A 25,293-nucleotide genomic window follows, 5' to 3' on the forward strand; every position below is an offset into this window, starting at 1 on the left:
TATGCGCGTCGTACTTAGCGGCGGTGGAACCGGGGGGCATATTTACCCGGCTCTGGCCGTCGCCAGCCAATGCGCCAAGGAATTTCCCGGCTCTGAGTTTCTGTACATCGGGGGCAAGCGCGGGCTTGAAAGCTCGATTGTACCGCAGCAAGGAATTCCATTTGAAGCGATTGAGATTACCGGCTTCCGTCGGAAGCTGTCCTTCGATAATGTGAAAACGGTCATGCGTTTTCTCAAGGGAGTGCAAACTTCCAAGAAACTGCTCAAAGAATTTAAGCCTGACGTCGTCATCGGAACCGGCGGATATGTCTGCGGTCCGGTGGTCTACGCTGCGGCCAAGCTGGGCATTCCTAGCATTATTCATGAACAGAACGCCATTCCGGGCTTAACGAACCGCTTTCTGAGCAAATACGCATCGACGGTTGCCGTCAGCTTCGAGGGATCGGAGAAGGCGTTCCCCGCAGCTCGCAACGTGATTTACACCGGGAATCCGCGGGCGACAACCGTATACGCAGCCGATAAGCAAAGGGGCTTTGAATCGCTGGGGTTGCCATCTAGCAGCTCGGTTGTCCTTGTGGTCGGCGGCAGTCAAGGGGCCCGTGCCATCAATCAAGCGATGGTTGAAATGGCTCCGCTACTTAAGCAGTCCGAACACTTGAAATTTGTATACGTCACCGGAGACCGCTACTATGCCTCGACGGTGGAGGCGATTTCAGCGAAATTGGGCGAACTTCCTGCCAATCTGCAGGTGCTTCCTTATGTGCATAACATGCCGGAGGTTCTGGCCTGCACCTCGCTGATCGTGAACCGTGCCGGGGCTTCTTTTTTGGCGGAAATTACAGCACTGGGGATTCCGGCGATTCTGATTCCATCTCCTAACGTAACGAACAATCATCAAGAGAAAAATGCCCGCGCGCTGGAGAGCGCCGGTGCGGCCGAAGTGATTTTGGAGCCGGAGCTGACGGGACAGAGCTTGTATGCATCCATTGAGCGCGTGATGAGCGATTTGCGTCGGCACAGCGCGATGTCGACCGCTTCCCGTGCCTTGGGCAAACCGGATTCCGCCCATCTCATCGTGGGAGAGATGGAAAGGCTCGTTAAGCACCAATAAGAGGCGCTGTTCAGAGGCGATGCAAGGGCTTGTGCCGGGAAGTCTGGGCGATTGTCACACTCTCCGTTAGGGAGGCATAAGATACTCTATAAATCGTGACAACCAAGCGGGGCAAGATCTTCAGCCCTGCAGGACCCGGGCTCCGGCAGCCATCGACTGCCGATATGAAACAGCGGCACCCGGCGAAGTACCGTCGAAGGGATCCGCCATTCAAGTCAAGGAGGGTTATACGATGCAGCAGTGGATATCACAATTGACCAGGCTGGAAGCCTTGGAGGTGTTGCCGAATGAACCAATGTCGAAATACACGACTTGGAAAATCGGCGGTCCGGCGGATGCGATGGCCGTTCCACAAACGACCCGGCAGCTTGCGGAGCTGATGCGCTTGCTCCACGCAGAAGGAATCCCGTGGATGATGATCGGAAAAGGCTCCAATCTGCTGGTTTCCGACAAAGGCATCCGAGGCTGCGTCATCCGGCTGGGTGGTGAGTTCGAGCAGATTGTATTCGACGATACGCAAGTCAGCGCCGGAGGCGGCGCATCCACCGTCCGGCTCAGCATCATGGCTGGCAAACAGGGACTAACCGGGCTGGAGTTTGCGGGGGGAATTCCGGGTACAGTCGGCGGCGCCGTCTACATGAATGCCGGTGCCCACGGGTCCGATGTGTCACGTATATTTAAATCCGCTGACATTGTTCTGGAGACGGGTGAATTGGTCACATACACAGCGGAGGATATGAAGTTTGCCTACCGGCATTCCGTCCTGCATGAACAGCGAGGGATCGTGGCTCAGGCACGTTTTTCGCTTGCCGTGGGTGATCGGCTGGAGATCGCGGCGGCCATGGCGGCGTACAAGGACCGCCGTCGCAAAACGCAGCCGCTCTCGCAGCCTTGTGCAGGCAGCGTATTTCGCAATCCGCCCGGCGATCATGCCGCTCGGCTGATTGAAGCGGCGGGTCTCAAAGGGATGAAGGTCGGCGGGGCTGAAGTGTCCACGCTGCATGCCAATTTCATCGTCAATACCGGGCAAGCGACAGCAGAGGACGTTCTTGCGCTCATGGAGCAAGTCAAGGCAGCCGTCCAAGATCAATTTGGGGTGGCGCTGGTGCCGGAGGTCTTCTTCGTGGGTGAACGGTAAACTCGGAGGTGATACATTGGACAAATTGGTGATCGAAGGCGGGAAACCCCTATCAGGAACCATTCGTATCCATGGAGCGAAAAATGCCGCATTGCCGATTCTGGCCGCATCGCTGCTGGCGGAAGGTAAGGTGCAACTTCGAAATGTCCCCCGCCTGCTCGATATTGATGTCATGTTAGGCATTCTCAGTCGACTGGGCTGTAAAGCCGTCCATTTGGGAGATACGGTGACTGTGGATACCTCGGGGGCAGATTCCAGCCATGTTCCTGAGGACTTGATGAAACAGATGCGCTCCTCCATCTTTTTGATGGGGCCGCTGCTTGCCCGTTTTGGGGAAGTATGCATCTATCAGCCGGGAGGCTGTGCGATCGGGGAACGGAAGATCGATCTGCATTTGAAGGGACTTGAAGCTTTAGGAGCGAAGATTGAAGAACACGATCAGCAAATATGGTGCAGAGCCAGCAAGTTGATTGGTACCGACATCCATCTGGATTTCCCCAGCGTGGGTGCAACGGAGAACATCATGATGGCTGCAGCGCTCGCTGAAGGCACAACGATGATTACGAATGCAGCGCGGGAGCCGGAGATTCAGGATCTGCAAAACTTCTTGAATGCCATGGGCGCCAGCATCATCGGCGCGGGAACCGACACGATTACGATCCGAGGAGTGAAGCGTCTCACCCCTTGCGATTACGAGATTATCCCGGACCGTATCGTTGCGGGAACTGCATTGATTGCTGTGGCTGCCACCCGCGGCAGCGTTACGTTGACCCACAGCAACCCTTCACACCTGGTATCGTTGCTTACCGTGCTCAAGCGGGCCGGTGTTCAAATCGGAGTGAGCGATGATATAATAACGTTGAGCAGTGCAGGCCGTCCGAAAGCGGTGGAACGAATTGTGACCTCGCCGTATCCTTCGTTTCCTACCGATTTGCAGTCCCAAGTGATGGTTCTATTATCCTTGGCGGACGGAATGAGCGTGATGAAAGAAACCGTGTTCGAAGGCCGGTTCAAGCATGTCGGCGAGCTGGTTCGCATGGGCGCCGACATTACGGTGGACTTGAATTCCGCGTTTATTCGCGGGGTGCCCCGGCTTTACGGCGCGACCGTGGAAGCAACCGACCTGCGTGCAGGGGCGGCGCTGGTGATCGCTGGTTTGGCCGCCCAGGGTCAAACCGTGGTGGAGCAGGTTCATCATATCGACCGCGGTTATGATCGAATCGAAACGATGTTCCAACGGCTTGGAGGCTCGGTACGCCGTGAATCGCCAGCCTTGCGTCAGCTGGATCTGGCTTAAGGCTATCGTGGTGCTGATTCGCGAAACCTTCGTAGTATAGCCCTAAACTTTTGTCCCCTCCCCTGGAGGGGATATAAGCTTTGTAATACTTATTCAGAAAGTTGCGGAGAAATGACATGCCAAAAGCGAATGTACCCGTCCTAAAAGAACCTGCGCCTAAGAAGAAAAGCGGACGAAAAATCAAAACCATACTTATTTTGTTGTTCCTCGCATTATTATGCGTTCTATTTTTCCGTTCATCTCTTAGCAAAATATCTGTTATTACGTTCGACGGCAATGAGTATACAACGGAGACAGAGCTGCTGGGCGCCACAGGGCTTCAGGTGGGTTCGCCGTTTTTTGCGGTCAGTGCCGATCATATCGCCCGCAGGCTGGAAGAAATTCCTTCGGTGAAGCAAGCAGAGGTAGATAAGACGTTCCCCGGCAGCGTTACGATCCATATTGAGGAGTATCCGATTGCAGCGTATGTGCTGGCAGAGGACGGGAAGCTGCATGGCTTGCTCGCCAACGGGACGCGCATCGACCTGAAGGACGGGTCGATGCCGGTGGACAAGCCCATATTAACCGGTTGGAAGGACGACGATGAAGGACTGGTCAAACTTTGCCAAACGTTGTCGCAAATTCCGGACGAGCTGACTGCAGACATTTCGGAGATCGTACCTTCACCTACGTTGTCTTATCCGGACCGAATTAAGCTGTATACCCGGTCCAAGTTCGAAATCATTTCAGCCACTTCCCTCCTAGCCAAAAAGGCGGAATACATGAACGAAATTTTGCAAACCCAGGACCCTGGAAAGCTGACGATGCTGGACGCGGATTCATATGTTCCATACTCCACGACGGAGGACGGAGACGATGGACAAAATGATACTACTCATGATTGAAAAACAATGATAAAATACATTTTATGGGCTAGTTGGCGTTCTCCCTCTTTTTTCTTCTAATTTTTCAAATAGGGGCAGGTTCTCTGTCACAGTCAGGATACTTCCTGTCTATATGGTGTTAAAAGTTGGAAGTCAAAAAATTTGTAGAAAAAAGAGGGAAAGGTTAAGTGGCGTTGAATTAGTAGATAGTGCATCTAACACGGCAAGTATATTTTGATGGGGAAATAGGAGGTGCCAGGGGCTTGAGCAACAATGACATCATTGTTAGTTTGGACATCGGTACATCCAAAGTTCGTGCTATTATTGGGGAAATTAATAATGGAACCTTTAATATTATTGGGGTTGGATCTGCCGACTCGGAAGGAATTCGAAAAGGCGCGATTGTAGATATTGACCAAACGGTGCAATCGATCCGCAGCGCTGTGGATCATGCAGAACGAATGGTAGATATTCAAATATCTGAAGTGTATGTCGGCATTTCGGGAAATCACATCGGACTCCAAACGAGCCACGGGGTTGTAGCCGTACAAAATGAAGACCGGGAAATCGGTGAAGAAGACATCGAGCGGGTCCTGAAGGCGGCCGAGGTGATCGCCCTGCCGCCAGAACGCGAAATTATCGACGTGGTGGCCAAGCAGTATATCGTGGATGGACTGGAAGGAATTTCGGATCCACGCGGGATGATTGGCGTCAGACTGGAAGTGGAAGCGACGATCGTCACCGGCTCCAAGACGGCGATTCACAATTTGCTTCGCTGTGTGGAGAAGGCTGGCCTTAAAGTTCGGGATCTGGTATTGTTGTCGCTTGCTGCCGGTCAATTGGCGTTGTCCAAAGACGAAAAAACGATGGGATCCGTCCTGGTGGACATCGGTGCGGGTTCCACGACGATCGCTGTATTTGAAAGCGGCACGATCGTTGCGACATCCACGCTTCCGATTGGGGGAGAATTTATAACGAACGACATTGCTTACGGCCTTCGGACGTTAACGGACCATGCGGAGAAGGCGAAGCTGAAATACGGCTGTGCTTCCATTGAGGACGCGGCGTCGGATGTTACTTTTAAGGTGACACGGATCGGAAGTAATGTGGACAAGGAGTTTACACAGGAGGATTTGGCCGCGATTGCGGAGCCGCGCGTACAGGAGATTTTCCAGCTGATTCGCCAGGAAGTCAAGCGTCTTGGCTACAGCGAGCAGCCGGGGGGATATATCCTGATCGGCGGAACGGTATCCATGCCGGGATTGCTCAAGATTGCCCAGCAGGAGCTGGAAGCTTCGGTACGGATTGCTGTGCCTGATTTCATCGGCGTTCGTGATCCTTCTTACACCGGCGGGGTGGGAATTCTGCATAAAGTGGTTAAGAATATGCGGATCCGCAGCGCTTCCAGCCCGAAGAAGAATGCGAACCGGAGCAAGGCTCCAGCACCGCAGGAACCCGTTCGGAAGAACGGTTTGATGGAACGACTCAAGAACTTGTTTAGCGAATTTATATAGTGGTTCAGGAATGATGCATGGTCGATCCATGCATATTGAGGGGGAGATGGAAGAGTATGTTGGAATTTGATTTCGAAATGGAGAGCTTGGCACAAATCAAGGTGATCGGGGTTGGCGGCGGCGGAAGCAACGCGGTTAACCGAATGATCGAGAACGGCGTGCAGGGCGTGGAATTTATTACGGTCAACACAGACGCTCAAGCGCTGCATTTGGCCAAGTCCGAACATAAATTGCAAATCGGGGACAAGCTGACCCGTGGTCTCGGCGCCGGAGCTAATCCGGAAGTGGGCAAGAAAGCAGCTGAGGAATCCCGCGATTTGATCGCCAATACGTTGAAAGGCGCTGACATGGTGTTTGTTACTGCCGGTATGGGCGGCGGTACAGGAACTGGGGCAGCGCCGGTCATTGCCGAGATCGCCAGAGAGTGCGGCGCACTAACGGTTGGCGTCGTAACCCGTCCGTTTACGTTTGAAGGTCGCAAACGCTCCACGCAAGCGGAGATGGGGATTGAAGCGTTGAAGGAAAAGGTAGACACGCTGATCGTCATTCCTAACGATCGCTTGCTTGAGATTGTGGATAAGAAGACGCCAATGCTGGAAGCGTTCCGCGAAGCGGATAACGTCCTGCGTCAAGCCGTGCAAGGCATTTCTGACTTGATTGCCGTGCCGGGTCTGATCAACCTCGACTTCGCCGACGTGAAGACGATCATGACCGAACGTGGATCCGCCCTGATGGGTATCGGTCTTGCAACCGGCGAGAACCGTGCTGCCGAAGCTGCACGCAAAGCCATCATGAGTCCGCTCTTGGAGACTTCGATCGAAGGGGCGCGCGGCGTCATTATGAACATTACCGGCGGGGCGAACCTGTCGTTGTATGAAGTCAATGAAGCAGCAGAGATCGTTATTGCCGCTTCGGACCCAGAAGTGAATATGATTTTTGGTGCAATCATCGATGAGAATATGAAAGAAGAGATCAAAGTTACCGTGATCGCCACGGGATTCGAGAACAAGCCGTTGCCTAGCCGCAAGCCGGCAGCAGCTGCTCCTGGTGCTCCGGAGCCGCAGGAGAACCGTTCGAACTCCACCCTGAGACCGTTCGGTAACCAGCCTAGCGGCGACCAACTGGATATTCCGACGTTTCTTCGTAACCGTTCGCGGAACAACAACGAATAGGTTAGGAGCTATTAAAACGTCTTCCCCTAGACCTTGACCCGAGATGGGCCAAGGTCTTTTTTTCTTTCTCCCCTTCTGCAAATCTCTCCCGTGAAGTCGACAAAAATAGTGGCATTCTACTTTCAATTTTAGACAGACTTTATCGCTCGTTCTCTTTATACTGATAACCATCTACCCAGGCAGGTGAATGCCGTTGGTTGTCTATATCGATCTCATATTTTTGATGAACCTATTGATCGATGCAAGCTTGCTTCTAGTCACGGCTTGGATGCGAAAGCAAAAAGTCGTTCTCTGGCGGCTGGCCTTGTCGGCGGTGGTTGGGGCGATGTACGTCGTCATGATGTTTTTGCCGGAGTTCTCATTTCTGTACACGTTTCTGGTGAAATTTCTATTCTCTGTCGTGATGCTGTGGGTTGCGTTCGGATTTGGAAGTTTACAAAACTACTTACGGAATATGGGAGCTTTTTATATCGTCAATTTTGCAGCGGCCGGCGGAATTCTAGGTGTACATTATTTGCTGCAAGATTCCGGAGAAATCTGGAGCGGGATATGGTATTCGGCTTCCGGCGGGCTTTCGTTTTCCTTGAAAATTGGAGCGTTGTTTATTCTGGTTTGCTTCTTCGCCGTATTGTATGGGTTTAAGCGGGTGATCGATGCACGTCAGCGGCAGGAGCGGATTCGCTCCTTCTTAGCTGATTTGGAAGTACGCGTAGGCGATACAGCGATTACGTGCACGGGATTGATCGATACGGGCAACCAGTTATCCGATCCCCTCAGCCGGCTTCCGGTGACCGTAATGGAAGCTGTGCTTTGGGAGCAGGTTTTGCCCCCGTCGTATCGGGGTAAGCTGGCTGACGAACGTGCGGACAACCTCATCTTGCAGCTGACGGAGGCAGGAGATTTTCCATGGCCGGAGCGGCTGCGGTTGGTTCCTTACCGCGGGATCAACAAAGGCACCCAGTTTATGCTGGCGCTGAAGCCTGACGAGGTCATGGTCCGTCTAGACGGCAAGGAATATCGTTCGTCCCGCGTGCTGATTGGTCTGGACGGGGGGCGGTTATCGACGGAAGGAACCTATCAAGCGATTGTTCATCCCGCACTGGTTGAGTCGACAGAGGCGAAGGAGAGTATGGACACCATCAGTAAAACGGGAACGTAACTTAGGAGGATACAAAGCGATGCGTGTAAAGTGGAAAATGATGCTGCAGCTGCAGTATTACCGGCTGCTGTTTCTTTTTGGACTAAAGAGTGAAGAAATCTATTATATCGGCGGCAGCGAAGCGCTCCCTCCGCCATTAACCCGTGAAGAGGAGGAATATTTGCTGCAGCGGCTGCCCAGCGGCGATTCCGCTATCCGGGCCATGCTGATCGAACGTAACCTGCGGCTGGTCGTATATATCGCCAGAAAGTTCGAGAATACGGGAATCAATATCGAGGACCTGGTATCCATCGGCGCCATTGGCTTAATTAAAGCAGTTAACACGTTTGACCCGGAGAAAAAGATCAAGCTGGCGACCTATGCATCTCGTTGCATCGAAAACGAAATTCTGATGTACCTGCGCCGGAACAGCAAAATCCGCACCGAAGTCAGCTTTGATGAGCCGCTGAACATCGACTGGGACGGTAACGAGCTGCTGCTCTCCGACGTACTTGGTACGGAGAACGATACGATCTACCGTAATATCGAGGAGCAAGTTGACCGGAAGCTGCTGCACAAGGCGCTGGATAAATTAACCGAGCGCGAGCGGATGATTATGGAGCTTCGCTTCGGGCTCGTTGACGGCGATGAGAAGACGCAGAAGGATGTAGCTGACCTGCTGGGCATCTCGCAATCGTACATCTCGCGTCTGGAGAAACGAATTATTAAACGGCTGCGCAAAGAATTTAACAAGATGGTTTAATGAATGGCATGATAGATATGCGTTTATCGAAATTCCAATTATTTCGACAGAGGTCGACTTGAGTGTTTTCACTTCGACGAGGAAGATGACGGCGGAATAAAAATGCAGTCCCGGGAGATACTGTTCATTAGTTTCTCCTTGGGAGGTAAGACACGATGACCCGAAACAAAGTCGAAATTTGCGGTGTAGATACCGCAAAATTGCCCGTTCTAACCAATGCGGAAATGCGTGAATTGTTCCACTCGTTGCAGCAGGACCACGTAAGATCAGCCAGAGAAAAGTTAGTAAATGGCAATCTGAGACTCGTGCTGAGCGTCATCCAGCGGTTCAACAATCGGGGGGAGTATGTGGACGACCTATTCCAGGTTGGCTGCATCGGACTCATGAAAGCCATCGATAATTTCGACCTATCGCAGAACGTCAAATTCTCCACGTACGCTGTACCGATGATCATCGGGGAAATTCGGCGTTACCTGCGGGACAACAACCCGATCCGCGTCTCCCGAAGCTTGCGAGACATCGCCTACAAGGCGCTTCAAATGCGGGACAACCTGACCAATCAGAATTCCCGTGAACCTACGATTTTTGAGATCTCTGAGGCTTTGGGCTTACCGAAGGAGGACGTCGTCTTTGCCCTCGACGCCATCCAGGACCCGGTTTCCTTGTTCGAGCCGATCTACCATGACGGCGGGGATCCCATCTACGTGATGGATCAAATCAGTGATGACAAGAACAAGGACGTCTCCTGGATCGAGGAAATCGCCTTACGTGAAGCGATGCAGCGGTTAGGCAACCGCGAGAAGATGATTTTGTCCATGCGTTTCTTTGAAGGCAAAACGCAAATGGAGGTCGCCGAGGAGATCGGGATCTCCCAAGCCCAAGTGTCCAGACTCGAGAAATCCGCTATTTTACAAATGCAGAAACATGTGAAGTCGTAATTCGGTCCCTGCGGGGGCCTTTTTTCGTGTGAACATTTCCATATCTTCACCCCCCCTTGCTTCAATATCATAGAAGTGGGACATAAGGCTTATGACTTGAGATGTGCGGGAGGGAAGGTAGATGAAGTATTGCATTGGGGAATTTTCTTCACTGCTTGGCATCACCCGGGATACACTGAGGCTGTATGAGAAGCATGACATCGTGAGGCCGGTCAAGGACCGTCATAACAGCTACCGCTATTTCAACGATTTGGACGCCCGGGATTTGTTGATGAGCCGGTGGTATCGCAGTTTGCAGATTCCACTGCAGGATGTGGCCAGCTTGATTCAAAATGCCTCGTTGGACGACATTCTCAACAAGATGGAACAGAGCAAGCGGGAGCTGGAGGAAGAGATCCGCAAAAGCACGATGCTGCTGCATAAGTTAGATGAACTGAGCCGGGAGGTCCAGAATCTAGAGGGGAGACTTTATCGTTGCACGCTGGGGGACCGACCAGGACTCTACCGATTAAAGCAAACGGATAAAAATCACCTGCTTAACACGAAAGGTTTGGAGGGCACCATTAATGCGTTAATGGAGGTGCTTCCTTACTCATTTTATTGCTTCCGCATCGACCGGGATTCCATTGAATCTGAGGCAGAGGGCTTGGAATACAGCTGGGGCCTGTCGATTTCGGAAAACGAGGTGCACCAACTGGGCATCACGTTGGATGAGCATTTAGAGTATATTCCGCCGTCTCGTTGTGTGACATCGGTGATTTTGTCCCCGCAGAGTGAAGATATTACCAAAGAATCGCTTCGTTTTATGCTGAATTACATAAATGAGCAGCACTATGCAATTTCCGGCGCGGTAACCGGACGATTGATGTTGACCGAGAATCACGAGGGAACGAAACGTTCGTTCCTAGAGATCCATATTCCTATCGAGAATTCCTATTGACCTTGGTGCAACACCAAGGTTTATGCTTCAAGTGTAGCCTTGTTTGTGAACATAAGTGAAAACATTCACAACAACAAGGCAGACTATGCAGTAAGGGGAGAAGAGGGAATGCGCAACAAACGAGTGAACAAGGTGCTCTTGGTTACGATCTGCATCGTATTGGTTGCGTCGATGTTCGGTTGGGGTTGGCCATCTGAGAAGCTGCTAAACAGCTCCTCGACAGCGGTCGCGGCCTCAGCGTTTAAGGCGGGGACGTATACCGGGGAGGCCGAGGGCAAAGACGGCGTCATCAAAGTGCTCGTGACGATGGAGCAAGCGGATCGGATCAAGGACATCAAGATCGTCAGCCAAACCGAAACCGAGGGGCTTGGTGACAGCGCGCTGAACAAAATCAAGGATCAAATCTTGACGAACCAATCGCTGAAGATTGATGCGGTAAGCGGCGCAACTGTATCCAGCGACGCCATGCTGAAAGCGGTAGAGGATGCGGTTAAAAAAGCAGGCGGCGATGTGAATGCCTTGAAATCGGTTAGCGTCAAGAAGCCTGGCACAGGCAAAACGGAAAAGCTCCAAGCCGACGTCGTCGTCGTTGGGGCCGGTGCTTCCGGGGTGTCGGCTGCGGTAGCGGCGGCGGACAAAGGCGCAAAAGTGATCATTATCGAAAAGACCAGTATCATTGGCGGTGCCAGCAATCTGTCTTGGGCGGGCAAATTCTATAACTCCTCCGCTGCACTTGAGAGCGGTGTCAAGGTGGACGCGGAGAAGGAGATCGCCGATTGGATCGTCAACAACCACTGGAGAGTGGATGCAGCGGCTGTGCGCCAATATGTGACGAAATCCGGGGATACGTACGATTGGCTGAAGAACAAAGGGTATGTTACGACGTTCCTGAACTTCGGTGGAGAGCAGCTGCATGTGCTGCCGGCTTATAATACTCGCGAGCAGACGCTCCGTAAGATGCTGACGGCTTCTGTTGAGAAGAACGGAGGCAAGGTAATTACAGAAACCACCGGGAAGAAATTGATCACGAACGCTAAAGGAGCGGTGACTGGCGTTATCGCGGAAAAAACGGATGGCACCACGCTGGAAATCAGTGCAAAAAGCGTCGTAATCGCAACGGGCGGCTACGCAGGAAACAAGGAAATGGTGAAAGAGGCATTTGGGTTTGAGGGCGTGAATGGCGGGCTCGCCCAAAATATTGGCGAAGGTCTGAAAATGTCCTGGGAAGTTGGAGCAAAGGTACCGGACAACTTTGGCGGACAAATGCTGCACCAAACACTGGCCCGAGGAACCAGCAATCTGAAGAAGCAATATTCCTCCTTCGAAGCCAGCTATCCACTCATGCTCAGCTATCTGCCGAACTTGATGAACGTAGGTCCATCGGGAGCTCGTTTCAGAGATGAGACGGCGACTTTAACGGCAGTAGCGGCAGCGAATACGAGTGCGTTTAACGGGCCTTACCATCTGGTGATTGTATCTCAATCACAGTTGAAGGCTTTGGAAGCGAAGGGCATGAACGGCATCAAAGCGCCGAAGCTGCCAGGGCTTCCACCGGAATTTTACGCGGATTTCACCGATCAGTTTAAGCTGGATACTCCATGGAAGAACGTGACCGCCGTCTTTGAATCGATGGTGAAGAACGGGGATGGATATAAAGGCAATACGATTGAGGAATTAGCCAAAAACGCTGGCATGGACGTCGAGGTGTTTAAGGACGCGTTTAATAAATATACGCAAGCGACCAAAACTGGCGTAGATACAGAGTTTGGCAAATCCAAAGAATATTTGCTGTCGATGGGTGAGGGTCCTTATTATGCGATCATTGCCGAGATTAACAACCTGGGTTCGGTTGGCGGCTTGCTCGTAAACCCTAAATTCCAAGTGTTGAACGACCAACGTGTACCGATCAAAGGACTTTACGCCGTTGGGCTTGAATCTGAAGGTGTGCTGTTTAACGACACTTACGTTGGGAACGGGGTAGGCATTGGCTATTCCTTTACTTCCGGACGACTGGGCGGCGAAAGTGCAGCTGCCGGGGCGCTGGGGAAATAATAGCATAAAAGCGAACGGATAACTGAAAGGACGGCTTCTTCTGGAATCTTACAGATTTTCGGAAGGGCTGTCCTTTTCTGTGTGGGCTTGGTCGGGCATCTCTTTTCCTGTGGCCAAGGGCATGCACCGAATCCCAAGCTCATATAGTAAAGGGACGGAGTAATTCGACGGGACGGGGGCGGTAGAAGTATGGATAATGTGGTAAGGGCGAGTATGAAAATATCCGATTTTCAGACGAAGGACGTTATCAATGTTGTGGACGGGAAGCGGCTTGGCCATATCAGCGACCTGGAGCTGGATTTAAGACAGGGTGTCATTGAAGCGATTGTCGTGCCTGTCGGGGCGAAATTTATGGGGTTGTTTGGCGGCGGGAGCGATCTCATTATCCCATGGAAAAATATCGTGAAGATTGGATCTGACGTTGTATTGGTGAAAATGGAGGAGCTTCGAGAACCAAGAACCCAGACAAACTACGATACGACGGTGTATATCGACCGAGACGGACGGGCGGAACGACGGAGCTAGATTCCGCAAGCGGTATTGTGGCGATTTATGGTAGACTTGAAGTAATTCCAGTATTGACCTTTAACGGACCTCACAGACCTTATTCGACTAAACTGGGTACAAATTGCTGCAAGATCAAGGATAGAGGCTCTCCAGTCCGTTAGATCTTTGTTTGACGCTTTTTCTGGCAAATAAGGTCGTTTAGGTCCGTTAAATTTAATTACCTTAAGGAGATGGATGATGGAACCGTTTGTAAGGAATGCTAAGAACCAACAACCGGAACGGTTCGAGCTGGCTCCTTGGGCCAATGTTATTCCGGGAATCAGCGCCGGGTTTACCGGACGGTCTGGCGGAGTCAGCGAACCGCCGTATGATAGCTTGAATCTGGCTCTTCACGTAGGCGACGACCCTAAGCACGTGCTAGAGAACCGATGCCGGGTAGCGAAAGCGTTGGGGTTTGCCTCCGATGCATGGACTTGCGGGGAGCAGGTTCACGGCAACGCCGTCGCCGTGGTCCGTGCCGAAGATCGCGGCAAAGGGTTCCTGGACCGCAGCAGTGCTTTTCAGGAGACGGACGGACTGGTGACCAACGTACCGGGGGTACTGCTCACCTCGTTTTATGCCGATTGTGTTCCTCTTTATTTTGCTGACCCGGTGAGAGGTGTCGTTGGCTTGGCCCACGCTGGGTGGAAAGGCACCGTCCGTCTGATCGCTGCAGAAATGATTCACACGATGGAGCGCGAATTCGGCAGCCAGCGGAGCGAGATCCGGGCGGCGATTGGCCCCAGCATTGGGGAATGTTGCTATGAGGTGGACGAAGTGGTGATGGAGAAGGTTCGTGAGGCGCTGCCGGGTGAAGAGCCGCATTTCGCTTCCGCATCTCCCCGTGCAGGAAAAACAATGCTGAACTTGAAAGAAATGAATCGAATCATTATGATTAAAGCAGGAATATTGCCGACTCATATCGAATGTACAACGTGGTGTACAAGCTGTCATCCGGAGTATTTTTACTCTTACCGGGCGCAGAATGGCGTTACAGGGAGAATGGCAAGCTGGATTGGCATAAAAGAGAGGTGATCCTTCCCGTGTCGCTGAAGGAACGGATACAGCACGTGGAAGAGCGGATTAAGGCAGCCTGCGAGCGAAGCGGAAGAAAGCGCGAGGAGGTCCATGTCGTCGCCGTAACTAAATATGTATCGGTTGAAGCTACGCGCGAAGTGCTGGACGCAGGAATCGTGCATATCGGTGAGAATCGCCCGCAAATCGCCGTTCCGAAATGGGAAGCGCTCGAAGGGCAAGGGACCTGGCATTTTATCGGCCACCTGCAGAGCAATAAGGTCAAGGACATCATTGGGAGATTTCAATATATTCATTCGTTGGACCGGCTGTCGCTGGCCCGTGAATTGGAGAAACGAGCCTCAGCGATGGGAACGAGCGTTACTGCATTTTTGCAGGTGAACGTCTCCGGCGAGGCGTCCAAGCAAGGAATTGAGCCTGAGCAAGCTGCTGATTTTTTGAAGGAAATCGCAGATTTGAAGCATGTTCGCGTGGTGGGGCTCATGACGATGGCTCCCATCGAGGAAGATGCCGAGCGGACAAGACCGGTTTTCCGCAAGCTGCGGGAGCTGCGCGATCAACTGAACGCTCAAGCTGTGACGGCGGAGCCGCTGACAGATTTGTCGATGGGGATGTCGGGAGATTTTGAAGTGGCGATTGAGGAAGGGGCGACATGGGTTCGCCTCGGAACGCTGTTAGTGGGGAAAGGGGAATTGTCGTAATGGGAGTAATGAACCGGTTCATGAACTTTCTGGGCTTGCAGGAAGAAGAAGAGATTGTGGAGCGAGAACGGTTTTCTGGTCAAGAAGACGCGGAAATTGAAACCCCAAGCTTTGAATCCCGTAGAAATCAGAGAGGAAGCAACGTGGTCAGTATTCACTCCCAGAAGAATGTCAAGGTGATTCTCTATGAACCTCGCTCCTATGAAGAAGCGCAGGAAATCGCTGACCATCTTCGTTCCCATCGATCGGTCGTCGTTAATTTGCAGCGGGTCCGCAATGATCAAGCCATGCGCATTATTGATTTCTTAAGCGGAACGATTTATGCGCTTAGCGGAAGCATCTCCAAAATTGGATCGAATATTTTTCTTTGCACACCGGATACCGTTGAAATTCAGGGATCGATTACAGAGATTTTAACGGAGGATTCCGATTATAACAGAATGAGGTGATGACAGCTTGGTAGGTTATATCGATTCCATTGTATGGCTGCTATACAATATTTATTTTTATATGATCCTGGTTTACATTCTGATGTCATGGGTACCTAACGCCCGCGACAGCTTTATTGGCGAACTGCTGGGCAAGCTCGTTGAGCCCTATTTGGCTCCCTTCCGGCGGTTTATTCCACCGATCATGGGGATGATCGACATCTCCCCGATTATTGCCTTGTTTGTGCTCCGATTGGCTGTGTACGGATTAATTAGTGTTCTCCACTATATCTTTGGGTACTAATAATGAAAGCCGATATTTATGAGCATTTTAAACCGGAGGAACGGCCGTTTGTCGACCGGGCCTGGGAATGGGTCGTGAATGCCGGGGATTATCATGAGGTCAAGCTTAGCGACTTCCTGGATCCGCGGCAGTGTTATATTCTGGAGACCCTGGCGAATCGCCATCCCGATGTGCAAATTCGGCTGGACGGCGGTTATGAAGGCGCGGAACGACGGAGGGCACTGATTGCTCCGGATTACCGGGATCTCAGCCAAGAGCCGATGGGACTGAAAGTGCTCGATATCACCTCAGGAGACCAGAAATTTCTCGCCCTGCAGCATGGCGATTATTTAGGGGCGATTTTGGGGCTCGGACTCAAACGCGATAAAATCGGCGATATTCATGTTCGTGAGGACGGATGTCACGTCATTGTTGCGGAAGAGATTGCACCGTTTCTGCAAATGAACCTCCATCAAGTGCATCGCATGAATGTCATGACCGATGTACTGAACCTAGGCGAGCTGAGGACGATGGAGAAAGAACTGGAACCGATGGAGCTGACAGTGGCTTCATTGCGCTTGGATGGGATTGTTAGCGATGTATTTCGCTTAAGCCGTAACAAAGTGCTGATTCCAATCAAAGCCGGCCGTTGCCGAGTAAATTGGAGAACGGAGGAGGACCCCTCCACACCGTTGAAGGTTGGCGATGTCGTAGCACTACAGGGCTTTGGGCGATTTAAGGTGCTGGAAGCAGGCGGTTTGACTAAGAAAGGCAGACATCGTGTCAAAATCGGTAAATTTGTATAAGGCGTTTTGCAGGAGATGGTGGATTCTTGTCGAATATGATAGTTCGAACTGGTTCTTGAATGTAACTCGTGATTGAATTGAACCCATCTTCCCGCTGGGGTGCGAGTTCAACAACGGGACAATTCACCTGATGGAACTATCGCTTCACGGGGAGTTTCGAAATTTCTAGGAGGTGAGGATCATGCCATTGACGCCGCTGGATATACATAACAAAGAGTTTTCCAGACGATTGCGCGGTTATGACGAAGATGAAGTGAATGAGTTTCTCGACCAAGTCATTAAAGACTATGAGATCGTGATCCGGGAGAACAAGGAGCTTCATAACCAACTGTTGGCTTTGCAAGAGAAACTGGATCATTTCGCAAATATTGAGGAAACTCTTAGCAAGACCATTATCGTTGCACAGGAAGCGGCCGATGAAGTGAAGAACAATGCGAAGAAGGAAGCTCAGTTGATCGTGAAAGAGGCGGAGAAGAACGCCGATCGGATCGTCAACGAATCGCTGGCCAAATCGCGCAAAATCGCGATGGAAGTGGAAGAGCTCAAGAAGCAGGCTTCCATTTACCGCGCTCGCTTCCGTACACTGGTGGAAGCCCAGTTGGATTTACTTAGTAGCGAAACCTGGGATTCGCTGGAGAGCCGCGAACGTGCCCCTGAGAAAGGTCAAGAAGTGCAGGAACTGTATTAATCAAGAGCAAACGCCATTTGGCTTCTACGAGGGAGTGCCAAATGGCGTTTTTTTATTTGTGTTCAAGCGGTCGATCCAGGCTGGCTTGCCGTCGGTATTCGGTAGGAGAGACGCCGGTCGATTGCTTAAAGAGGGACAGAAAATGCTTTTTATCTGTGTAGCCCACTCTCTTCATAATCTCTATCACCGAAAGGCGGGTGGAGGCCAGCAGCTCGCGGCTTCTCTCCATTCTTTTGTTCCGGACATAATTGTGAAAGGTACAACCGGCATACTGCCGGAACAAGCGACGGAAATGGCGTTCGCTGAGATGGGTTGCAGCAGCAAACTTCCGCGCGGACAACCGCGTAGCATAGTCCGTATCGATCCGGCGCAGGACTGTTTCCATCATTTGATTTAACGGTTCTGCGGCAGAGCTGGACTGGAGGCGCTCCAAATGACGTTCCAGCATGACGGCCAGCTCAATAAATTGGCTGTACAGTTGAAGAAGATAGCCCGGCTTCCGTTCGGTAAACTCACGGTAGGCAGAGCGAAACCAAATACTCCACGGACTGCCGCCATCCCTCAAATGCAGCCATCCTGGTGAGGAGGTCGCAGATCCCTCGAACAAATACGGTCTGGAGCGGCTTAACTCGTGAAAGCCGGGCAGGTGTTCCAGGCATGAGAGCAACTTGCCCGGCTCATATAAGCAGTTGTATACGATTAGCGGACGGCGAGATCCCGCATGTCCGGGGCGAAACACATGTCTCGTTCCGGCAGGGAGCAGGAATACATCGTTTTTGGTGACACGAACGACATCCTCATCGATAAAATGAAATCCTTCACCTTCAGCCACGAGCACAATTTCCACGAAACGATGACTATGCATCTGTAAATCAAAGGTCTCCTCGACCCGGTTAAAGTAAAAAGGTAAGGAATCCGTAAAAAATTCAGCCCCGTCCAGTACCTTCTCCCCTCGGTATAAAGACAACGGTGATCCCTCCTACGCTACAGTTGCCCCTATTATAGGGTCAGCTCCGGCAAGGGTCAATTTCGAATGCACCAAGCCCAAGGCAAGATACAACATGGCTTATGCTGAAGGACTGGGGCTGGAAGCCACACGAATATGCTCGATCACGACGTCAACCTCGCTTGGGGACTGAACCTCGATCTTGATGGCTTCTGGAGAAACGATCCGCAAGTGCATCCGGGGCAGGCGGGGTTGCGCTTGACGTTTCTCTGCTGTAACGGCTGCAGGGGATTCCAGACGCCAGGAAACGTCGATTCTGCCTCCACCTGGAACGGGAACGGTGCCGCGCACCCAGGTTAATCCGCCGCATGGCTGCGGTGCCACAAGCACTCGGCTCCACCCCGGCTCCAGGCTGCGTACGCCGAGGACGTAAGCGCCTAGGAAATAGGCGGGTCCCGCAGACCAAGCATGGCAATGACTCCGGGTCAGCAGGTCGGCTTTCGCCCGGTTTTCTGTGAAGTTTGGATACATCTCCCAGCAGGTGGTCGCTCCCCAATCGATCATTTGCCCATACCCATGACGCATATCCTCGAGCATGACATCCCATTGACCCAGCTTAGCCAGCGCTTCGTAATAGAAGAAGGACATAAACGGGCTGCCGATTTGAACGAAGGAACTGGGGGGATGCAGAATCAGTCGTTCAACGGAAGCAAGTCTACGCTCCGCGAGCGTTGCGTTTGCCGTTTGAGAGGCTGCAGAGTTTTCGTCCTTAGCCTGCTCGGGAATGCCGCACAACAGCGCCACAACTTGCGTTTGAATGCTGAAGATGTCAGAGCGACGCCCATCCGTATGGATGCAATCGAGATAGGCTTGATGTTCTTCCGACCATAAATGCTTGTTGATGGCCACCGCCAAGCGGTTCGCCTGATCCGTGTAGAACGCCTCCGTTTCACGATTGCCGAGAGCCGAGGCAATAGCGGCGGTGGACATCAATGCTTTGACCAGGAACATGTTCTGATGAGATACGATCCCGTCGTTCGGCTGGTCCAGCGGAGCCCAATCGAGCAGGTTCCAGCTGCGGATCCATAGTAATCCCCGATCATCCAGCCGCTCTAAATAATGCTTGAGCGTATACTCGATATGGGGGAAAATATCCGCGGCAAAGGATTTGTCCCCATTATAGCGATACAGCTCCAAGCAGGCGATAATCCAGAAGAATGTCCAGTTCGGAATGACGCTGTTCCATCCGCTCGGTACTTGATCGGCGTAAAACGGGGTCTGGAACTTGGAGCCGGGAACCAACCGCAGGCACCGTTCGACGATCCGGTCGGCCCCAAATAGATAATAGTTGATCAGCGCTTCATTCCGGGCGTCGCCAACCCAGAAGGTCTGCTCGTACATCGGACAATCAACAAAAGTATCCTCCATACATAGCCGAGTCGTATGTTGGCTGATTTGCCAAATGTCATTTAGGCGCGGGTCCGATGACTGGAACTGCCCAATCTCAGCGATCGGATAATTGCTTTGCAGCATGCGAATATAGCGGATGCGCACAGGAACCGTTGCGTTTCGTACGGTGACCTGGCAGTATCGCAGTCCACGCCGCACTGGTGACGTGTACCGCCGGCGTCCCCCGGCGCAGATGTAGCGAAGCGTATGGTCCAATCCATAAGTATCCTGGCGTCGACCTTCATGCATAAACTCGAATCCGTAAAAATCGAGGATCGCCTCCTCCGGCGCTTCAACTTCGAACTCTAAATAACCTGACAGCTCTCTGCCAAAGTCGATCACGAATTCGGTATCTCCATCGGGATACCAAGGGACCTCCGCCAGCTCGAAGCTGGGAATCACCGCTTGTTGCAGCGTGTCTGGAATCGCTAAAGGGACTTCATCCCTTTTCCACACGGAAAGGATAAAGACATCTTCCTGGCTGACCAGCGCCTCGGGAACCGGACGGAGCCAGTTCACAAACGGTACAAGTCCTGCCGCATCTGCGATCTCTCGGGCCCGCAAATAGTCGGGGTGCGTCGGATTCATCGGAGGATTTGGTTTATGGTCGTAACGGATTCCGCCGTCAAAGGGACCAAGGGTAACAAAGACGGACGAATCGTCTGCTTGGGCGTTTGAGTGTGCTTGAATGAACGTGAGAGGCGATAAGAACTCCAGCGGCTCCTCCGCATCCACCGCAAAATGATGCCCGCTTCCGTGCGTCCCTCCGCTGACATCGATGAGCAGGAAATGATCACCCGGTTCAAGCTCAAGGCGGAGAAAGCGTTCGGGAGCTTCTCCTGTCAGTGACTTCTCATCGTACCAAACCCCGTCCAGACTGCAGCCCCGAAACGTTCCGCCTACATCGATCAGCCCCAACGTAGCCGTGCACTTCTGCGGACAACGCACCACGGTAGCGAGCAATCCAAGGAATTCGGCTGGGTTCGCCGTGTCGGTACTCTCTTCGAAAAATTGATTGCGCAGGTCAATAGCCGCCGTATATTGAACGGGCTTAACCTTGCTCAAGCGTTCGATGCGCCGGGGATATACGGTTTCTTCCGTCAAATAGGGAATGTCCCGGGGGACCGGCATTCCCCAAGGCTCGCAGCCTGCCGGGCCGATGACCGCGGCTGGCTGCCATCCTGGGCCAGGCTGGTAGTCCGGTTGGATCCAGTTGTCGTCCCACAGCCGCGCGTCGATCTTCTCGGCAAAAGCATGCTGACAGGACATTCGCGGGGAACGGCTGTCATGACCTGAATGGACCGCAGTGAACCACGTATCGTCTGTTGCTGCTAGGATTTGCGGGGTGTTGCCAAGCTCCAATTGGGCCAGCAAGCCGCCGCGTCCCCGCAAATAATAGAAGTTGCTGATTCCAAAATGCATCACCATGACGGCGATGACGTTCGTTTGTCCCGGTCTCAGCAAATGGCCGATGTCGTATTCATCATAAGCCAGCCGAAACGGCCAGGAGCGCGGAGGGCCTTGACCAATCCGCTGCCCGTTTACGTACAGGACGTATCTGGAGTCCGCCGTAAGCTTGATCACTGCTCGCCCGCTGTTGGCTGCCGTCCACGCAAACGTTTTGCGGAAGCAACGCCACTCGTTGCGCGGGCTGGATTCGCCGGAATGCCAAATCCATTTTCCTTGCCAGAGGGTCTCCATCGGTATGCTCGCTCCTTCTCACACGAAAATGTAATCCCTTTCATTATAAAAGAGGTACCTGAGGAACAGGGGAGGGGGAAAACGTACGAAAGAGGGGGATTACGGACATTTCCAGGGCAATAATGAATTGTCTTCTAGGCAAAAAAACAGGTTGAGGGCGGGATGTTGACATGAGGGAGGCAATAAGATATAACTATTTACATATTGCACTTGCATAAAGGATCATTCGATGATGGGACCAGTACGCCGTGATGTTGTTCCCCAGAGAGTTGGCATCCTGCTGAAAGCCAACGTTCAATGCGCGGACGGAATATCCTCCCGGAGAAGCAAGGCTGAACTTAAATGTGATTCAAATGCCAACATTTTGAATCTCTGCTTAGTAAGCTTTGCCGGTTGTCGGCCGTTATACCGACCCCATATGAAGCGTATGGGATCAAGGTGTCATGCCTAAGATTCGGCTCGTCCTTCGGACAGCTGTGTTTATCAAGCATGAAACAAGGGTGGTAACGCGAGCTAATGCCTCGTCCCTTCTAGGGACGGGGCTTTGTTATTTTTACAGGTTGATTAAAGAAAGGAAGAGAAGTATGAAGAAGGTTGACGTCAAAGAAAATGCGCGGGCTCGCGACCTGCGGATTCTGGACAAATGGAGCCGCGAAAATACGTTTAAAAAGAGTATCGAAAATCGGGCGGGCCGGCCGAATTACGTTTTTTTTGAAGGACCGCCTACCGCTAACGGCTTGCCGCATATCGGTCACGTGTTAGGCCGCGTCATCAAGGACTTCGTTGGCCGCTACCAAACGATGAAAGGCTATCGCGTTGTCCGCAAAGCGGGCTGGGATACGCACGGATTGCCGGTCGAGCTGGGCGTAGAGAAGGAGCTTGGCATCTCGGGCAAGCAGGAGATCGAGAAGTACGGTATCGAGGATTTCGTGAAAAAATGTAAAGACAGCGTGTTTGGCTACGAAAAGCAATGGCGGGAATTTACCGAAGCGATTGCGTACTGGGTGGATCTCGACGATCCGTACATCACCCTGAACAACAGCTACATCGAAAGCGTGTGGAACATCCTGGCGACGATCCACGACAAAGGCCTGCTGTACCGCGGCCATCGCGTCAGCCCGTATTGCCCATGCTGCCAAACGTCGCTCAGTTCCCACGAAGTGGCGCAAGGGTATGAGGATGTGAAGGATCTCAGTGCCACAGCGAAATTCAAGCTGACCGACACCGGCGAATATGTACTGGCTTGGACGACCACGCCTTGGACACTTCCGTCTCACGTGGCACTGGCTGTGAATCCAGACATGGAATACGCCCGTGTACAGCAGGAAGACGGTGTATATATCGTTGCGAAGAACCTGGTTGAGAAAGTCATGAAAGGCGATTACACGGTATTGTCGACGCACAAAGGTTCGGAATTCGTTGGCAAAACCTATACGCCGCCGTTTACCTACATCAAAGCGGATAACATTAACGTGATCGTTGGTGCTTCGTTCGTTACGGATGCCAGCGGTACAGGGATCGTTCACATGGCACCGGCTCACGGGGAGGACGACTACCGCACTTGCCGCGAGAACGGCATCACCTTTGTCAGCGTTGTGAACGGTCAAGGCCGCTATACGGACGTGGTAACCGATTTCGCAGGCCGTTTCGTCAAGGACTGTGACCTTGACATCGTTAAGATGCTGTCCGAGCAAGGAACGCTGTACAGCAAAGAGAAATACGAGCACAGCTACCCGCACTGCTGGCGTTGTAAATCGCCGCTGCTCTACTATGCGATGGAGAGCTGGTTTATCGAAACAACAGCCATTAAGGATCAGCTGATTGCCAACAACAATTCCGTGGACTGGTATCCAGGGCATGTTCGTGAAGGCCGCTTCGGGAAGTTCCTCGAAGAGCTGGTCGATTGGAATATCAGCCGGAACCGCTATTGGGGGACGCCGCTGAACGTGTGGGTTTGCCCGGATTGCGGCGGACAGTTCGCCCCGCATAGCATCGCTGAGCTGCGGGAGCATGCGGTAGGCCATGTCAGCGAGGATTTGGAGCTGCATAAACCGTACGTCGACGAAGTGAAGGTGCATTGCCCGCATTGTGAAGGCGGCGTGATGGAACGGACGAGCGAAGTCATCGACGTTTGGTTCGACAGCGGTTCGATGCCGTTTGCGCAGCATCATTATCCGTTTGAGAACCAAGAGACGTTCGCAGAGCAATTCCCAGCAGATATGATCTGCGAAGGGATCGACCAAACGCGCGGCTGGTTCTACAGCTTGTTGGCCGTGTCCACGCTGTTCACTGGCAAAGCGCCATACAAAGCCGTGATCGCCACCGGCCACGTGCTGGACGAAAACGGGCAGAAAATGTCCAAATCCAAAGGCAATGTCATCGATCCTTGGGAAATTATCAACGAGTTTGGCACGGACGCGTTCCGCTGGGCACTCTTGTCCGACAGCGCGCCTTGGAACAGCAAACGGTTCTCCAAGGGCATCGTAGCTGAAGCCAAATCGAAAGTCGTAGATACGCTGGTGAACACCCATGCGTTCCTGACGCTGTACGCCGGGATCGACGGCTATAAACCGGAAGAGCACGCTTACCGACCTTCCGAGAATAAGCTGGACCGCTGGATTCTGTCCCGTCTGAACAGCTTGATTCAAGTGGTCGACAAAGGTCTGGCGGTGAACGACTTTGTGAACTCCTCGCAAGCGATCGAAGGATTCATCGATGAGCTCAGTAACTGGTATATCCGCCGTTCCCGCGACCGGTTCTGGGGCAGCGGCCTGAACGATGATAAATTGTCCGCTTACCAAACGCTGACTCACGTATTGCTCACGCTATCCAAAGTGATCGCGCCGTTTGCGCCGTTGATCGCTGAGGATATTTTCACCAACTTGGGCGGCGGGGAAAGCGTCCACCTGGCCGATTATCCGCAAGCGGATGAATCGCTGATCGATCTTGCACTGGAACAAGACATGGAGAGCGCACGGCAAATCGTTGAGCTGGCCCGCAACGTCCGCAACGAGAGCGGCATCAAAACACGTCAGCCGTTGTCCAGCCTGATCGTCTCCATGGACCGGGAGTTTGCGGTGAGCGAATACGAAGACATCATCAAGGAAGAGATCAACGTCAAAGCGATTGACATCGAAACGAGCGACAGCGGTTTTGTTGATTTCACATTGAAGTTGAACCTGAAGGTGGCCGGTAAGAAATACGGTAAAAACGTCGGCTTCCTGCAAGGCTACCTGAAAAATCTTGCGCCGGAGCAAACCCGCGCCATTGTGGAACAAGGTCAATTTACAGTGACTTCGCCAGAAGGCGAAGAGCTGACGGTGACGGCAGACGAATTACTCGTTGAGAAACAAGCGAAGCCGGGTTACGCCTCTGCTTCCGGTTACGGCTTAACCGTTGCGCTGAACACGGACATCACGCCGGAGCTGGAACAAGAAGGCTGGGTGCGTGAAGTCGTCCGCGCGGTGCAGGATACCCGGAAGAAGCTGGATCTGCCGATCGAGAAACGGGTACACCTCACCTTGGATGTTGACGATGAATTAAAAGCAGCCATCACTGCATTTGAACATGTGCTGCGTGAGAACGTCTTGATCACGGACGTCGCCTTCGGCAAGCCGCAAGGCCAGGCTGAAACGGTAGATCTCGGCAGCAAAACCATCGCGATTTCGATTGATGCGTGAGTACCTGAATGGAGCTTTTCCAGGAAGGTCATAATAATCGTAATTGAAGCAAACGAGCCTGCGCTCTCCTGTAAAGGGGAACGGGCTCGTTTGTGTTTTGGGAT

At 52.5% G+C, this 25,293-nt stretch carries 21 protein-coding genes and 1 other annotated feature; of the genes, 19 read left to right on the plus strand and 2 right to left on the minus strand.

The genetic code is table 11. From position 1 onward, the window contains the following. Nucleotide 1: 1 nt before the first annotated feature. The 18 genes from murG (at nucleotide 2) to C812_RS04620 (ending at nucleotide 17,413) form a co-directional block, all read left to right on the plus strand. Nucleotides 2–1,111: an undecaprenyldiphospho-muramoylpentapeptide beta-N-acetylglucosaminyltransferase gene (murG, locus tag C812_RS04535; protein WP_016311507.1), complete on the plus strand. Its 1,110-nt coding sequence runs from the start codon at nucleotides 2–4 to the stop codon at nucleotides 1,109–1,111. Between the two features lie 232 nt (nucleotides 1,112–1,343). After that, nucleotides 1,344–2,249 (plus strand): UDP-N-acetylmuramate dehydrogenase, encoded by a 906-nt coding sequence (gene murB / locus C812_RS04540; protein WP_016311508.1) that lies wholly within the window; start codon nucleotides 1,344–1,346, stop codon nucleotides 2,247–2,249. A gap of 16 nt (nucleotides 2,250–2,265) precedes the next feature. Next, a complete protein-coding gene (gene murA, locus C812_RS04545; protein ID WP_028537939.1) occupies nucleotides 2,266–3,546 on the plus strand; it encodes a UDP-N-acetylglucosamine 1-carboxyvinyltransferase in 1,281 nt (426 codons plus the stop codon). 116 nt (nucleotides 3,547–3,662) lie between these two features. Further along, complete coding sequence (locus C812_RS04550; protein ID WP_016311510.1) at nucleotides 3,663–4,430, plus strand: cell division protein FtsQ/DivIB; 768 nt, start codon at nucleotides 3,663–3,665, stop codon at nucleotides 4,428–4,430. 242 nt (nucleotides 4,431–4,672) lie between these two features. Continuing rightward, nucleotides 4,673–5,923 (plus strand): cell division protein FtsA, encoded by a 1,251-nt coding sequence (ftsA, locus tag C812_RS04555; protein WP_016311511.1) that lies wholly within the window; start codon nucleotides 4,673–4,675, stop codon nucleotides 5,921–5,923. A gap of 56 nt (nucleotides 5,924–5,979) precedes the next feature. Beyond that, nucleotides 5,980–7,095, plus strand: a complete 1,116-nt coding sequence (gene ftsZ, locus C812_RS04560) for a cell division protein FtsZ (protein WP_036624324.1) — start codon at nucleotides 5,980–5,982, stop codon at nucleotides 7,093–7,095. Between the two features lie 187 nt (nucleotides 7,096–7,282). After that, nucleotides 7,283–8,254, plus strand: coding sequence for a sigma-E processing peptidase SpoIIGA (gene spoIIGA, locus C812_RS04565; RefSeq protein WP_016311513.1), 972 nt, complete (start codon nucleotides 7,283–7,285; stop codon nucleotides 8,252–8,254). A gap of 19 nt (nucleotides 8,255–8,273) precedes the next feature. Then, the gene (gene sigE, locus C812_RS04570; RefSeq protein ID WP_016311514.1) at nucleotides 8,274–8,996 is read left to right on the plus strand and encodes an RNA polymerase sporulation sigma factor SigE; all 723 of its coding nucleotides are present in this window, start codon (nucleotides 8,274–8,276) and stop codon (nucleotides 8,994–8,996) included. A gap of 155 nt (nucleotides 8,997–9,151) precedes the next feature. Then, entirely contained in the window at nucleotides 9,152–9,934 is a 783-nt protein-coding gene (sigG, locus tag C812_RS04575; protein ID WP_016311515.1) for an RNA polymerase sporulation sigma factor SigG, read from the plus strand. Between the two features lie 121 nt (nucleotides 9,935–10,055). Continuing rightward, nucleotides 10,056–10,874 carry a MerR family transcriptional regulator gene (locus C812_RS04580; protein ID WP_016311516.1) on the plus strand — a complete coding sequence of 273 codons (819 nt, stop codon included), beginning with the start codon at nucleotides 10,056–10,058 and terminating at the stop codon, nucleotides 10,872–10,874. 108 nt (nucleotides 10,875–10,982) lie between these two features. Beyond that, complete coding sequence (locus C812_RS04585) at nucleotides 10,983–12,926, plus strand: FAD-dependent oxidoreductase (RefSeq protein WP_016311517.1); 1,944 nt, start codon at nucleotides 10,983–10,985, stop codon at nucleotides 12,924–12,926. A 189-nt stretch (nucleotides 12,927–13,115) separates the two neighbouring features. Further along, the gene (locus C812_RS04590) at nucleotides 13,116–13,451 is read left to right on the plus strand and encodes a YlmC/YmxH family sporulation protein (protein ID WP_016311518.1); all 336 of its coding nucleotides are present in this window, start codon (nucleotides 13,116–13,118) and stop codon (nucleotides 13,449–13,451) included. 219 nt (nucleotides 13,452–13,670) lie between these two features. Next, nucleotides 13,671–14,507, plus strand: a complete 837-nt coding sequence (pgeF, locus tag C812_RS04595; protein WP_016311519.1) for a peptidoglycan editing factor PgeF — start codon at nucleotides 13,671–13,673, stop codon at nucleotides 14,505–14,507. Nucleotides 14,508–14,515: 8 nt separating this feature from the next. Beyond that, nucleotides 14,516–15,208, plus strand: coding sequence for a YggS family pyridoxal phosphate-dependent enzyme (locus tag C812_RS04600; RefSeq protein ID WP_016311520.1), 693 nt, complete (start codon nucleotides 14,516–14,518; stop codon nucleotides 15,206–15,208). Beyond that, nucleotides 15,208–15,657, plus strand: a complete 450-nt coding sequence (locus C812_RS04605; protein ID WP_028537946.1) for a cell division protein SepF — start codon at nucleotides 15,208–15,210, stop codon at nucleotides 15,655–15,657. Before C812_RS04600 ends, C812_RS04605 begins: the two co-directional genes overlap by 1 nt. A 7-nt stretch (nucleotides 15,658–15,664) precedes the next feature. Further along, nucleotides 15,665–15,940: a YggT family protein gene (locus C812_RS04610; protein ID WP_016311522.1), complete on the plus strand. Its 276-nt coding sequence runs from the start codon at nucleotides 15,665–15,667 to the stop codon at nucleotides 15,938–15,940. Nucleotides 15,941–15,942: 2 nt separating this feature from the next. After that, on the plus strand, nucleotides 15,943–16,725 hold the full coding sequence (locus C812_RS04615) for a YlmH family RNA-binding protein (protein ID WP_016311523.1): 783 nt from the start codon (nucleotides 15,943–15,945) through the stop codon (nucleotides 16,723–16,725). Nucleotides 16,726–16,906: 181 nt separating this feature from the next. Beyond that, entirely contained in the window at nucleotides 16,907–17,413 is a 507-nt protein-coding gene (locus tag C812_RS04620; protein ID WP_016311524.1) for a DivIVA domain-containing protein, read from the plus strand. A 52-nt stretch (nucleotides 17,414–17,465) separates the two neighbouring features. Here the strand turns inward: C812_RS04620 and C812_RS04625 are convergent, their stop codons facing one another. Next, nucleotides 17,466–18,380: an AraC family transcriptional regulator gene (locus C812_RS04625; protein ID WP_016311525.1), complete on the minus strand. Its 915-nt coding sequence runs from the start codon at nucleotides 18,378–18,380 to the stop codon at nucleotides 17,466–17,468. 99 nt (nucleotides 18,381–18,479) lie between these two features. Next, nucleotides 18,480–21,509, minus strand: coding sequence for a family 78 glycoside hydrolase catalytic domain (locus tag C812_RS04630; RefSeq protein WP_016311526.1), 3,030 nt, complete (start codon nucleotides 21,507–21,509; stop codon nucleotides 18,480–18,482). A gap of 220 nt (nucleotides 21,510–21,729) precedes the next feature. Next, nucleotides 21,730–22,041: a binding site (T-box leader), on the plus strand. 52 nt (nucleotides 22,042–22,093) lie between these two features. Here C812_RS04630 and ileS point away from each other — a divergent pair. Beyond that, nucleotides 22,094–25,189: an isoleucine--tRNA ligase gene (ileS, locus tag C812_RS04635; protein WP_016311527.1), complete on the plus strand. Its 3,096-nt coding sequence runs from the start codon at nucleotides 22,094–22,096 to the stop codon at nucleotides 25,187–25,189. Nucleotides 25,190–25,293 lie beyond the last annotated feature (104 nt).

It is taken from the genome of Paenibacillus barengoltzii G22 (genome assembly GCF_000403375.2).
Taxonomy (GTDB): Bacteria; Bacillota; Bacilli; order Paenibacillales; family Paenibacillaceae; genus Fontibacillus; species Fontibacillus barengoltzii.

Bases quoted from the DNA above. Each gene is read 5' to 3' on its own strand.
- ftsZ (WP_036624324.1), top strand. From the start codon at position 5,980: ATGTTGGAATTTGATTTCGAAATGGAGAGCTTGGCACAAATCAAGGTG.
- C812_RS04605 (WP_028537946.1), top strand. From the start codon at position 15,208: ATGGGAGTAATGAACCGGTTCATGAACTTTCTGGGCTTGCAGGAAGAA.
- pgeF (WP_016311519.1), top strand. From the start codon at position 13,671: ATGGAACCGTTTGTAAGGAATGCTAAGAACCAACAACCGGAACGGTTC.
- sigE (WP_016311514.1), top strand. From the start codon at position 8,274: ATGCGTGTAAAGTGGAAAATGATGCTGCAGCTGCAGTATTACCGGCTG.
- C812_RS04620 (WP_016311524.1), top strand. From the start codon at position 16,907: ATGCCATTGACGCCGCTGGATATACATAACAAAGAGTTTTCCAGACGA.
- murB (WP_016311508.1), top strand. From the start codon at position 1,344: ATGCAGCAGTGGATATCACAATTGACCAGGCTGGAAGCCTTGGAGGTG.
- murG (WP_016311507.1), top strand. From the start codon at position 2: ATGCGCGTCGTACTTAGCGGCGGTGGAACCGGGGGGCATATTTACCCG.
- C812_RS04615 (WP_016311523.1), top strand. From the start codon at position 15,943: ATGAAAGCCGATATTTATGAGCATTTTAAACCGGAGGAACGGCCGTTT.
- spoIIGA (WP_016311513.1), top strand. From the start codon at position 7,283: ATGCCGTTGGTTGTCTATATCGATCTCATATTTTTGATGAACCTATTG.
- C812_RS04580 (WP_016311516.1), top strand. From the start codon at position 10,056: ATGAAGTATTGCATTGGGGAATTTTCTTCACTGCTTGGCATCACCCGG.
- C812_RS04630 (WP_016311526.1), bottom strand. From the start codon at position 21,509: ATGGAGACCCTCTGGCAAGGAAAATGGATTTGGCATTCCGGCGAATCC.
- C812_RS04590 (WP_016311518.1), top strand. From the start codon at position 13,116: ATGGATAATGTGGTAAGGGCGAGTATGAAAATATCCGATTTTCAGACG.
- sigG (WP_016311515.1), top strand. From the start codon at position 9,152: ATGACCCGAAACAAAGTCGAAATTTGCGGTGTAGATACCGCAAAATTG.
- C812_RS04585 (WP_016311517.1), top strand. From the start codon at position 10,983: ATGCGCAACAAACGAGTGAACAAGGTGCTCTTGGTTACGATCTGCATC.
- ileS (WP_016311527.1), top strand. From the start codon at position 22,094: ATGAAGAAGGTTGACGTCAAAGAAAATGCGCGGGCTCGCGACCTGCGG.
- C812_RS04550 (WP_016311510.1), top strand. From the start codon at position 3,663: ATGCCAAAAGCGAATGTACCCGTCCTAAAAGAACCTGCGCCTAAGAAG.